The organism is Eisenbergiella massiliensis, from assembly GCF_003435485.1.
On the sequence record NZ_QVLV01000001.1, the window covers coordinates 514431 to 526540 of the forward strand.

Genomic DNA, 12110 nt, shown 5'->3' on the forward strand with positions numbered 1-12110 from the left:
AAAGCGGGAAATGCCGTGTTTCCATATACCAGACACTGCATGTGCAGTCCATGAATACAAACTCTGCCCTCATCAGGACAACAGGTATCAATTTCCCTGGCCCGGATCCCAAATCTTTAAGCACATCACCCTATTTTCAATACGGCATCCAGACACAGCTTTAATGCATATTCACAGGCGTTGCCGCCCCAGTTTCGCGGATCATACGCTTCTGCATCTGCAAGGCTATCTGCGGTGTAGAGTATCATTCCCCAAATGACATCACGAAGCCTGGCACAGGCGGCAAGCGCCGAACATTCCATTTCCACCGTTGAACAGCCTTCTTCCTTTCGGTAAGCGACCTTTTCCTTAGTCTCACGGAAAAAGCCGTCAGTAGACCAGGTAATAATCTCCAGGTAATTCATTTTGTGTTCTAAAATAGTTTTCTCTATGGCTTTTCTTGCTTTCTCGTCTATATCAATAAATCTTGACGGCGGAGCATAGTGATAGGAAGTTCCTTCATCTCTCAACGCTTTATATGGAACAAGGAAAGTGCTTTCCGGAAAATCCTCCAACACTCCGCAGGAGCCTGCGGATATAATTTCTTTTACGCCATAGCCAATCAGGAAATCCATGAGCTGTGCGGCCGCCGCCGCTCCTACGGGAGCCTGGCAAAGGCAAATGTCCGTATCCATATATTTTGTTACATAAATTGGATACTGCTTGGTGGCGCTGATAAAGGTTTCTACTTGTCTTGTCTCACTGTTTTTCGCATATTCATCGATGTACTCCCCAAGAAATGCGAATACGCATTTCAATGGAAGCTTCAGGTCGAGTCTGTCATGCGTGGGGTTAATGACCGCTGTTTTTTCGGTATCAAATTCTAAAATCGGTATTTCATGTTTGATGATACCCATAGTTCTGTTTTCCTCCATAAATTCAGTATTATCCAGCCTGGCTGCAGGCACCTTGGTTGTGAAGATATGTTCTCAATTCCGGCAGTAATTGAGGTTAAATCCAATAAACCAAAATCTATTTAACTGAAATTCCAATCATTATTGTTTCGGATTCCAGGTTATTCCATACAGAATGCGGAATATTACCTTCCACAAGAAACGCTTCGTCTTTTTTCACCACAACTTCGCTGTCCGCTAATTTTATTTTTGCTTCACCCTGAGTTACAATAAAGAGGTGATTATGTTCATGCGTATGCTGTTCGGTTGGGCCGCCGCCATTTAAATCGACGTATGCTATCGAGCCATCAATAATTGTTCCCATTGCTCCAAAAAGTTTCTTCGCTTTGAAATTTATGTGGTTGGGCGGTGTAATAAAATTATCCATAATACGATTCTCCTTGATTAAGTTTAGTTTATATTTTTTTCAGATCGGGTAAATTCCTCAGGATTCTTTCATAATCTATAAATACATAGGGCAAATGCTTCACAATTCTTTCCTTATACCAGTTCAGATACCATTGCTTCAGGTGAGCGGATTCTTCCGGCCAGCCTGTTTGGGCGGCTACATACTCATCAATCATCTGATAGCGCATAAATAAATCCATTTTCCCAATCCAGTAAGCGTTGATAGTGTTGGTTTGAAGATATCCCTTCAGGTAGGAGAGCAGATAAGCTTCGGCAAAATTGGTACGTTCCTTTTCCGTCAGATTTTTAAGCGGCCCCGCCCCTTTTTGCACCATAAAAAACATTGCACTCGCCATATCGGCAGCATACCAGTTAAACTGACAGGCATCAAAATCGATTAAGGTTATTCTTTTATTTTCGACAAGAAAATTGTCGGTGTGGATATCAAAATGGACAATCCCATAATTTTCGTTTCCGATAGGAAGCTGTTCCAGTTCTTCCAGGAATCTCTTTTCTCCCTGACGCACAGCTTCGTCCGGTATCGCAATATTCCTGCGCCAGAAATGCGGGCCATTCCATTTGAATTCGGGGCAGCGTTGGTTTCCTTCGTAACACATGGTCAGTTTGTGCATATGTCCCATCAGCATACCAAGCTGAAAGAATAGCTCTTCATTAAATTCTTTAGGGTCGTTAATGTCCACAATTTTTCCCGGCGCTTTTTCCTGCAGGGACAGGATGTAGGTTTTGCCGCCGGCCCCGGCCACCTCATAGAGCCGGTTGTTTACACTCCGTACCGGTTTGGCAATGCCCTCCATTCTTAGCGCCAGATATTCTGTCCAGCGCGTCTCAAATTCCACATGAGCCTCTTTCTTATTACTGAATTCAGCAACCCTCAGGATACGGCGGCGTAATCCGGATTCGGCCTCAAAAATGCTGTCGCCTGAATATCCGGTAGTTATTTCCCACAGCGGTGTTATATGATAAAGCTGTTTGGCCTGGGACAATAGCAGATTACTTTCCAGCTCCACTTGGAATACCTCCAATGTTTAAAAGCCTGTCATATTTATTATTTTCCGGTAATACGTAATATGTTCTTCATGAAAGGGTATATAGTACCAAATTATTATTCTAAGGGACGGAGGTTTGGCTATTGTGATAAGCGGAGGTTTGGCTATTGATTATTTACAACCGTAAAGCTGACACTTCCGTTTTTGGCCTTTTTTCCTGTCACTGTAACTGTATATGTACCGCTTTCGTTAATTTCAAAATCAAATTGCTGGGAACCGATGAGTTTCTCGCTTACATAGAAAGGTTCTTCATCGCCTTTCTGAATTGTAAATGATAAGCACCCGTCCTTTGCCGCGAGCTCTGCATGAATAGTATCGCCTTCTGCTGCAGCCAAAGCTTGCGAGTCTGTGGTATTTAATATCTTAAAATCCATGACAAGCTCACTGTCATTTCCTGTTCGGCTGCCGTCAAAACCTGTCCCGCACGCTGTTAATGTTAAAATTAATATGAAAGAACACAAGATACACAAATTTTTTTTCATCATTTTCTCCTTTGATTTGAAATTTATTTTATTTTAACAGAGAACAAATGCTTTTCCACTTTTACACTATATTTCAAAGAATAGGCAGGGATTCCTTTGGCGATAGCTTCATAAATACTTCGGATTTCATTTGCTATGCTTTCCTGAGATGCATACCATCCCAGAAAGGTAGTGTTTTCCCCGCAAAACGACGATCCTCCATTACTCTGCATCCCTATAAGTGCATATTTCGGGGATTTTTTCCCGCCCTTAAATTGGGGGGAGGACATAACCTTACAGCAGGTCATGACAATATTTTCATTTGGGGATTCAATTACAATTGATCCTGTTACATTGCCGGTTTCCGGGTTTTCGCCATTGGCAATTTCCGTTTCCATAAGACTATCCAGAGAAATATCCAGTTCTTTAGATAAAAGCAAAAGCTTTTCCACCTCAGGATACCCGATGCCTTGTTCCCATTTTGATACGGCCTGCCTGCTGACATCCAGCAATTCGGCAAGCTTCTCCTGGGAGATATTTTTTTCTTCCCTGATTTGTCTCAGGTTTTCCGCAAAGCTCATATCATTACCTCCATTCATAAATTATGAATAGATTATAGGTGTCATTCAAAGGAATTAGTACCAACTTCCCTTTGCGTTTCCGCTACTTGAAGTTGCAAACCTACAAATTTTTCATTTGTCTATGATTATACAGGATAACTTTTGCGATAGCTACAGAAATGGAGGATCTTCCAATAATTGAGCATTAGAGTAAAATCCAGTACGATAAAGGGGCCGGAAAACGGTTTTGTTTTCCGGCCCGCAGCTTTGATCTTGCATGCAATTAGAATTACGTATTTATCTGTTCTTTCTCTTAATTGACAGAAGCACTGCGATAATTACCACCACCAGTATCAGAAGAACACAGGAGGCTATGAGAACGATGGTAATTGTCTTGCTTTCCGTTTTCTTTGTCAGCTCCTTGACAGGAAGCTCTTCCTCCGGAGTGGTTTCCGGTGCGGGAGTGGGTTCTTCCATTGTTTCCGAAGGGGTTTCGGTTTCCTGTGTTTCCGTTTCGCTTTCCGTCTCTGTTTCCGTTGTTGTCTCAGAACCTTTATCCTTCGGCGTTGGCGTATAGGAGGAGGTCTTATTGGAGGAAGGCGCGGAAATTTCCCACGATTTTCCTGAATTGCTGTTGGAGGCGGAGCCAGAACCCGAAGGAGCGGGAGCGGGCGTTGTAAGCGCCGCATTTACCTTGGCGTACAGCTCACTCAGAAGGGAGAGCGGATAATATACACGTCCCTTTTCATAAACCAGCGCCGTTTGGGCCGGTATAATGACAGGCTTTCCTCCGTCCCATCTCACAATCAGGGCCACATAAGGATTTTCCCGAAGGGCGGCCATAACTGCTTCAGGCATTTTATCATAGGTAACCGCATTGACATTTACGGTATCCCCGGCCTTTGCTTTTTTAATCAGCTTGACCACATTGTCCCAGAAATCCTTCTCATAGTCAGGTACGTATGTGTTGGAAGAAGAGTTATTGTCATTATTGTTGGAGCTGTTATTATCCTTATTGTCGGAGTGGTGGGAATCCTCCGCTTTTTTTACGTCCTGGTAAATAACTGAGAACACCGAAAACTTATCACATTTAATGGTAATGGTCTTTCCGGAAGAATCACTGTTGGTAAAAAGTGAAGCGGAAGTACGCGATCGGCTGTTCTCATGTAATCCGGCAACATAAAAGGTTCTCTGGTATCCGTTTGCAACTGCCTTTATATCCTTTGGAACAGGGAAGCTCAAAATGAGCTGTTTGGGTGTTTCGTATAAAGCAGTGGTTGTGGTGATGCTATTTTTGGTAATGATCTTATACAGCTTTATATCGTAGCTTCCGGAAGTGATAACGGCATCCTTTAACAGGGACTGGATTTCCTTTTTCTGTTCCGGATTAACAGTAGATTTTTTTACATTGATTGTTATTGTGTAGTTAGTAATGGCGCCGTTTCTCAGTTCCCTGGCTTCCTGCGCTGTCATATCGTACAGAAGTGCGGCATAGTCGGACATGGTTACGATCCCGGTCTCATCCACATCTATTTTAATAGAAGGGAGAGCCAGCAGGGAACGGTGGAACTTCAGCAGCGTTTCTTCGGGGATATTGGGCGTACGGTTTTGGCAAAGCTCCTCATATTGGATTTTAGCATCCAGATAAGCATTTGCCTGTTCTGTATTGACACTGCTTCCTTCACTTAACACAGGAAGGCTGTCAAACACCTTTTTCATATCCTCAGATTCCATAATAACGAAGGATACCGCAAGCCTGTGGGTCTTGGAATCCCCGGCAGGTACATTTTTCAACTGATAGGTATTTTCCTTGAGTTCCCCTTTGATATCAACACCGTCAAAGGTAACGGAATCAAGCTTATAACCCGGCTCAGGCGTAAAGGTGAAATCAACAGTCTCCCCTTTACTTAACGAGAAGGAGCCGGATGGAGATACCTTACCTTTACCGGATACTGTAACCTCAATTGCGTAAAGGGCATCCGAAACACCCTCCAGGGTTATTGTGCCCTGTGTCTCTGTATAATTATTGTTGTCCTTCGGCGTGAACGTCCAGGAATAATCATGTTTTCCTTCCTGAATCGTCTGGCCGTCATCCCAGCGGATACTGCCTTCCGTGCTTCCTTCCTTCAGGGAAAGCGTAGGGAGGCTGCCGCTGACAGAGATGCTGTCGGAGGAAATAACAGGGGTAACATCAGGCTCTGCCTTACGGATTTTCACCTTAAAGTCATGATGATCCTCATAAATGATCTTATTCTCGCCTTTGATTGCCGCCTGCACCGTAACCCGGCAGGTAAAGCTGCCCGCATCCCGGAACTCCATATTGAATAAGTCATAATCTGATTTTCTTGTTTCTTTTCCGCTCTCGTCAACCCAGGTCCAGATAAAATAGAAAATCACATCCCCGTTCTGTGCGCCCTGATAGGAAGAGTAATGGGGATGGCTGGCTGAGACATTGAGAGAAGCCGGTTTGCCGTCATAGGTCTTATCAATATCGCCGCCAAAGCCTACCTGAGGCAGATCCAGCGGCTGAATCAGCGTGAGCACCTCGCCGGTCACAAGGGAATCAGGGGTAACCCCGGTGCTGCTTCCCTTATCAAATACCCACCTCCAATTATTGGAAGACGTACCCGCGGAAGGTTCCGGAAGCTTATAATCCGCCTTAATTGTCCAGGATTTATTATCCTTCTGCACATACTTCAAAGGCATCCGGTACAATGCCGCCCTGGCCTTAGCCGCCTCATTTCCCGCCTCATCCACAAAACGCAGAGTGACAGGGTAAGTCAGCTTTTCTGCGCGATCCACCGGCGGTTTGAGGGTAAGCGCGTCATAGGAAGACTTGTCCGGGCAGACAACCGCAGCAAGCGCTCCCCCGCCGAATGCCGAATCCCCATATACAGTGTTCTTACCCGAAAGATAAACGAAACGGTATCCCGCGGAATAAAAAGCATTTTCCCCTACCGATGTTATTCCTGCAGGAAGCCTGAGGCTGCCCGTCAGCCCCGTACAGTTAAAAAATGCGCCTTTCCCGATGGCAGTAAGACCGGTGGCAGCAGATAAATCCAGCCCAACAAAACTAATGCTGGCATAATTACTCTGATTAAAGGCATTATCCCCAATGCCCTTCACCGGAACGCCTCCAACCACAGCAGGAATAACCAGCTTCATCTGATTCGTTCCCTGTGCCAGCAGGCCCTGTATGTATTCGGGGTTCACCCCTGTAATAATTCCGTCCTTCCCGCAAAGGTAAGGCTCAGCGGGCGCAGGGGGTACAGGTGTCCCATTCCCGTCAGGTTCACCGGGCGTCTCCGGCGGCGCCTCCACAACAGGAGGCTCTGGGTTGGAATTCCCGCTCACGCTCCCAGCCTCATCCGCCAGGACGGTCATTCCCCCCAGAAAAAGCGTCAGCACCAGGCTGACTCCAAGCAATATAGAAACACGTCTCAAACCATTCATTAAGATGCCTCCCCTCTTCTAATTGCGGACTTGTTACGCAATTACCTATTAAAAATAAACAATCTGCTTCCTTATACCCCCATTATGAACCATCCCACATAGGAAAACAATGAAGTAAATCTTAAGATTGACAAAAGAATTCTGAATTTTGAAAACTTAATAAAAACGTAAAACAATTAAGTTAATTACGTAAAATATAGTCATGAAACTGTAACAAGAAAGAGCTGATATAAGCTTCGGGAGGAAAAAGCCAACGGGTACATTATAACTTGGGTGGACGGAAATGCTTTACGGAAATTCTGTATGGCTGTATAATCTGGGAAAGAACCTGCTGTATATGGCTGGATTTTTCAGATGTCCAGGTTTACACGGGGAAAAAGAACCGCAGCTGTTTCCCATTGAGTAACGGATACTGTATGGGATGACAGGAGATGTGGATATGGTTCTTATTCAGCAGTATCCGGCAAATTAAGATCGGAGAAAGGTGCTCGAATGGGAAGAAAACGGGCTGAAAAAACAGGAATTATGGAAAAAAGCAAAGGAATGATACGGCTGCAGCCGTTGTATGCGCTGGAAATGGTGGTTTTTCTGCTTCTTGCCACAGTAGTGGGAATGCTGTTCCGGAAAATCGGCTTTACGGAAACGAACGTGGTGCTTCTGTATATCCTGGCTGTTTTCGTTACCTCCAGCCTGACCAGGGGTTATTTCTGGGGAATCCTGGCTTCGGTGGCAGCGACGCTTACCTTTAACTATTTTTTTACAAAGCCCTATCATTCCCTGCAGTTCTACGATGCGGGCTATATGGTTACCTTTGCGGTCATGACTGTAGTGGCCTTTGTGACCAGCGCCCTTACCTCCAGGGAAAAGGAAAATGCCAAGAAGGCGTTGGAAAAGGAACGTGAAACCCAGGCGCTGTACCGGCTAACCAGCCATCTTACTGAGGCAAAGGAGCTTTCGGACGCGGCGGAGACCGCCGTTTCCATTATCAGTGATCTTCTGGGCTGTCAGGCCGCCTGCCTTTGCTATGATGAAAAAGGAAATCCGGAACAGACTTTTCTGCAGCAGACAGAGGAAGGAAGGCTGGTAAGAAGAAGGCTTGACGGTGAAGAGGAACTGAAAAAACGGCTGGCACAGCTGCATGCGCCCTTTGATATGGGGACGGAATTTTATGACTGGCCCGTTTATGGCGGGCAGAGAATTTTAGGGGTGGTGCGCATCCCGGTGGAGGCTGCGGCCGGATTCGGGGAAACGCAGAAGGCGTTTCTGCATTCCATGCTGGAATGCGTAGCGTTGGCCATGGATCGGATACTGGCGGTGCAGGAGCAGGCAGCCTCCCGGCAGCAGGTACAGCAGGAACGGTACCGGGGGAATCTTCTGCGCGCCATTTCCCATGACCTGCGTACACCGCTTTCGGGGATTATGGGCACATCGGAAATGATTATGGATATGTCCCGCAGGGAGGATCCCCGCTATGAACTGGCCCAGGGAATCCACAAGGACGCTATCTGGCTCCATACCCTGGTAGAAAATATTCTCAGCCTCACAAGGCTCCAGGAGGGCCGGATGGTGATCCGCAAGCAGGAAGAAGCCGCGGAGGAAATCATAGGCGGTGCTGTGGCCAGGATGGCGGGCAGGGCGCCTGACCGTGAAATCCAGGTGGAAGCCCCGGAAGAGGTGCTCATGGTGCCAATGGATGCAAAGCTGATCATGCAGGTGCTGATTAACCTGATGGATAATGCGGTAAAGCATACCGATGGGGCGGAGGAAATCAAAGTGACTGTAAAAAAGGATCTGCAGGGGGAAAATGCCGTATTTACTGTGGCCGACAGGGGAGAAGGCATTGCTCCGGAGGATCTGCCGAATATTTTCCAGACTTTTTATACCTCGCAGATCAAGCCGGTGGATGCCCAGAAGGGAATCGGGCTGGGGTTGACCATCTGCGAATCCATTATCCGTCAGCACGGCGGAAGGATGGAAGCGCATAACAGGACAGACGGGAGGGGAGCGGAGTTTGTTTTCACCCTGCCCCTGAAAGAGACGGTTACAGAGAAAGATGCCCCGGACAGCGGGGAGGAGGACGACGATGGAGCAGTATCATGAAACGATTCTTGTGGTTGAAGATGATGTGCAGATCAGGAATTTTATCTGCTATGCGCTGAAGGCGGAAGGGTTCCGTTGCGTTACCGCGGGAAATGCAGCTACGGCCATGAAGCAGCTGCTGGCGGAACCGGTGGATATGATGCTTCTGGATCTGGGGCTCCCGGATATGGATGGTGGGGAAGTGCTGAAAAAGGTGAGGGAATGGTCGGAAATGCCCATTATCATCGTATCCGCCAGGGATCAGGACAGAGAAAAGGCAGCCATGCTGGATTTGGGAGCGGATGATTATCTGACCAAGCCTTTTTCGGCAACGGAACTGATGGCCCGTATCCGTGTGGCGCTGCGCCACCTGTACCGTCAGGGGCTTCCCCGGCCGCAGTCCGTTTACCGGGTAGGAGGTCTGGAACTGGATGTGGAGAAGCACGCAGCCTCTCTGGACGGCGAACCGCTGCACCTGACCCCCATGGAATTCAGCCTGATGACCCTGCTGATGAAAAATGCGGGCAAGGTGCTCACCAGCGGCTATCTCCTCAAAGAAGTCTGGGGAGTATCCTACGATTCCGACACCCAGGCCCTTCGTGCGCTTATGGCCGCCCTCAGGCGCAAGATTGAAAAAAATCCCGCAAAACCGAGGTATCTTCTGACAGAAATCGGGATAGGGTACAGAATGGCGGATGAATAAAGGCGGCATGAAAAGTAAGAGTGATTGTGGAGCGGGTGTCGGATATAAAAGGATGCAAATAGGGGGATGAAGAGATTTTTATGAATGATTTAGTATTGATAAGACCATCAAAGAAAATGGAAAAAGATATCTGGGAATACCGGCAGGAGTATTTGCTTTGCGGGGAAAAACATATAAACGGTTGTTGCGGTATTGGTTATTATGATGATTTTGATACATGGCTTGAATTTGTTCTTGCCATTGAGAAGGACAAATTGTCAAGAGAGGGTGTACATGTGAGTACCTTTTTTTCGGTGAGGAAGTCTGATAATAAAATCATTGGTTCCATTCAGCTACGCCATTTTTTGACTGAAGATTTGAAGAGACACGGCGGACATATTGGATATGGTATAAGGCCTGCTGAAAGAAAAAAGGGATACGGAAGGCAGCAGCTGCTTCTCATTTTGGATTTGGCAGGAAGAATGGGAATGTCCAAAGTAATGATTTCCTGTGATAAAGACAATATTGCATCTGGTCGCACTGCCATGAGCTGCGGCGGTGTGTTGAAGTGTGAAAACCTTTATAAAGGGAAGCAACAACAAATTTTCTGGATTACTTTATAAAGTGAAAATTTACATTTTAAAACAAATATTTGCTCTCATCTTTCTGCTTTTTTCTTGAATTACTTCTATGTTTACTCACAACATTCTCACACCTTTCCCCAAAACTCTCACACCTCTCTCACAGGATTCTGCTTACAATAAAATCATCAAAAGGAGATAGAAGGCTGAAGAAAAAGGCAGCCTCTCTGATGTAAACGCCTGCTGAAGCGGGCAGATGGGAGCAGAAATGAGAACAGCAGTGGATACAGGAACCGTACAGGAATACATGGCCTGTCTGAGTGAAAAAGTGCGCCGCCTGATCAATGCTTACGATATGGAAGAAACCCGTGAAATGATATGCGAAGCGATGAAGGAATATCCGGATGCGGCGCAGCCCCACAACCTGCTTGGGATCCTGATGGAGACGCAGGGAAACCACGTATCCGCAATGAAACACTTCCGGGCGGCCTGGGTGCTGGATCCCACCTTCCTTCCGGCAAGAGAAAACATGGAGAATTTCGGCAGCTTTTCCAAACCGGGAGCCCCTGCATACACCATGGAAGACTGTGGGAAACAGGGAAAAAAAGAACGCTTTAAAATTGAATATGATGAAAACGGCGCAGGCCATGTGGTAAAGAGAAGCAGTGAGAAGCCAGGTTTTTTTCATTGATTAAAGGTCCGTTGAAACGGACAGACAGGAGAGGTTATGAAAGGATTGGAATTATTGGTATCTCATAAGGATGAGAAAAAATATGTGCTGATCATCGGCTGCGGAAGGCTGGGAGCCAGCCTGGCAAACGAAATATACAGCCAGGGAAATGACGTGTGCATCCTCGACCGGGACAGGGAGGCTTTCAGAAAACTGGATTCCTCTTATGGAGGGCTTACGGAAACTGCGGACGCCACGGATTTGGAGGCGCTAACCGGTGTCCGCGCCCAAAAGGCGGACTGTATTATTCTGGTAACGGACAATGATAACGTAAATATTATGACGGCTCAGATCGCATCGGTCCTGTTTCATACGGAAAAAATCGTATGCCGCCTTTACGATCCGGAAAAGGAATGTATCTATAAAGACGCAGGCATGGGGAAAAACATGGAAACCATCTGCCCGGCAGTCCTGTCCGCCAGGGAAATAGAAAGGCTGATAGGGAAAGGAGAGGTATCATGAAAAATATAATTTCCGAGAAAAAACTGATATTGCTGGCAGGCGGTTTTCATAAGGTAAAATCTCTGGCCTTATCTCTGATACGCAAGGGTTACCGGGTCATCGTTATCAATAAAAATTACGCCGACTGCCACAGCCTTGCCCAAATCCAGGCGCTGGAGGTCATTTACGGAGACGCCTCCAAGCCCTTTGTCCTGGAGGAAGCCGGAGCGGACAGGGTTGATATTGCCATCGCCCTGACCCAGAATGACGAGGATAACCTGGTTATCTGCGAGCTGTGCAAAAAGAAATTTTTGGTCGAAAAAACAGTGGCACTGGTAAGCGATCCGAAGAAAACGGAGTTTTTCTACAAAATGGGAATTGATTCGGTGGTCTGTGCTATTAATGTTGTGGCGGGCATCATAGAACAGCAGGCTTTTATGGACGAAATGGCAACAAGGATTCCTCTTGGCAGCGGGAAGGTGGGAATTACCGAGGTCTATATCAGCCAGGCGGCGCCCGCTGCCAAGAAAAAAATATGGGAGCTGGATTTGCCCAGGGATACCATAATCGGTTGCATCCTGCGGGGGGAGGAAAGCATGATTCCCCGCGGGGACAGCAGGATATTTCCCGGGGATACCCTGGTGATGATTTCGCTTACGGATCAGGAAAAGGAAGCGATCCACAGGCTCACAGGAAAATAAAAAATGCGGGGAGAT

Annotated in this window: 12 protein-coding genes; 6 read left to right on the forward strand and 6 right to left on the reverse strand. The window is 46.7% G+C overall.

Features of this window, described 5'->3' with window-relative positions:
- Positions 1-125: 125 nt before the first annotated feature.
- The 6 genes from DXC51_RS02080 to DXC51_RS02105 all read right to left on the reverse strand — a co-directional run bounded on the left by DXC51_RS02080 (position 126) and on the right by DXC51_RS02105 (position 6881).
- The gene (locus DXC51_RS02080; protein ID WP_025488259.1) at positions 126-896 is read right to left on the reverse strand and encodes a nucleoside phosphorylase; all 771 of its coding nucleotides are present in this window, start codon (positions 894-896) and stop codon (positions 126-128) included.
- A gap of 115 nt (positions 897-1011) precedes the next feature.
- Positions 1012-1320 (reverse strand): cupin domain-containing protein, encoded by a 309-nt coding sequence (locus tag DXC51_RS02085; RefSeq protein ID WP_025488260.1) that lies wholly within the window; start codon positions 1318-1320, stop codon positions 1012-1014.
- A 28-nt stretch (positions 1321-1348) separates the two neighbouring features.
- Entirely contained in the window at positions 1349-2368 is a 1020-nt protein-coding gene (locus DXC51_RS02090; RefSeq protein WP_025488261.1) for a phosphotransferase enzyme family protein, read from the reverse strand.
- Between the two features lie 143 nt (positions 2369-2511).
- Positions 2512-2889 carry a hypothetical protein gene (locus tag DXC51_RS02095; RefSeq protein ID WP_025488262.1) on the reverse strand — a complete coding sequence of 126 codons (378 nt, stop codon included), beginning with the start codon at positions 2887-2889 and terminating at the stop codon, positions 2512-2514.
- A gap of 23 nt (positions 2890-2912) precedes the next feature.
- Positions 2913-3449 (reverse strand): helix-turn-helix transcriptional regulator, encoded by a 537-nt coding sequence (locus DXC51_RS02100; protein WP_025488263.1) that lies wholly within the window; start codon positions 3447-3449, stop codon positions 2913-2915.
- A gap of 276 nt (positions 3450-3725) precedes the next feature.
- Positions 3726-6881 carry a leucine-rich repeat protein gene (locus DXC51_RS02105; RefSeq protein WP_025488264.1) on the reverse strand — a complete coding sequence of 1052 codons (3156 nt, stop codon included), beginning with the start codon at positions 6879-6881 and terminating at the stop codon, positions 3726-3728.
- Positions 6882-7373: 492 nt separating this feature from the next.
- Between DXC51_RS02105 and DXC51_RS02110 the strand changes: the two genes are divergently transcribed.
- From DXC51_RS02110 to DXC51_RS02135, 6 genes are all read left to right on the forward strand, one after another.
- Entirely contained in the window at positions 7374-8981 is a 1608-nt protein-coding gene (locus DXC51_RS02110; RefSeq protein WP_243003104.1) for a DUF4118 domain-containing protein, read from the forward strand.
- The gene (locus tag DXC51_RS02115; RefSeq protein ID WP_025488266.1) at positions 8965-9663 is read left to right on the forward strand and encodes a response regulator; all 699 of its coding nucleotides are present in this window, start codon (positions 8965-8967) and stop codon (positions 9661-9663) included. Before DXC51_RS02110 ends, DXC51_RS02115 begins: the two co-directional genes overlap by 17 nt.
- An 80-nt stretch (positions 9664-9743) precedes the next feature.
- On the forward strand, positions 9744-10265 hold the full coding sequence (locus DXC51_RS02120; protein ID WP_025488267.1) for a GNAT family N-acetyltransferase: 522 nt from the start codon (positions 9744-9746) through the stop codon (positions 10263-10265).
- Positions 10266-10491: 226 nt separating this feature from the next.
- On the forward strand, positions 10492-10914 hold the full coding sequence (locus tag DXC51_RS02125; RefSeq protein ID WP_025488268.1) for a hypothetical protein: 423 nt from the start codon (positions 10492-10494) through the stop codon (positions 10912-10914).
- Positions 10915-10950: 36 nt separating this feature from the next.
- Entirely contained in the window at positions 10951-11415 is a 465-nt protein-coding gene (locus DXC51_RS02130; protein WP_025488269.1) for a potassium channel family protein, read from the forward strand.
- The gene (locus DXC51_RS02135; RefSeq protein ID WP_025488270.1) at positions 11412-12095 is read left to right on the forward strand and encodes a potassium channel family protein; all 684 of its coding nucleotides are present in this window, start codon (positions 11412-11414) and stop codon (positions 12093-12095) included. The genes DXC51_RS02130 and DXC51_RS02135 overlap by 4 nt, the downstream gene beginning before the upstream one ends.
- Positions 12096-12110 lie beyond the last annotated feature (15 nt).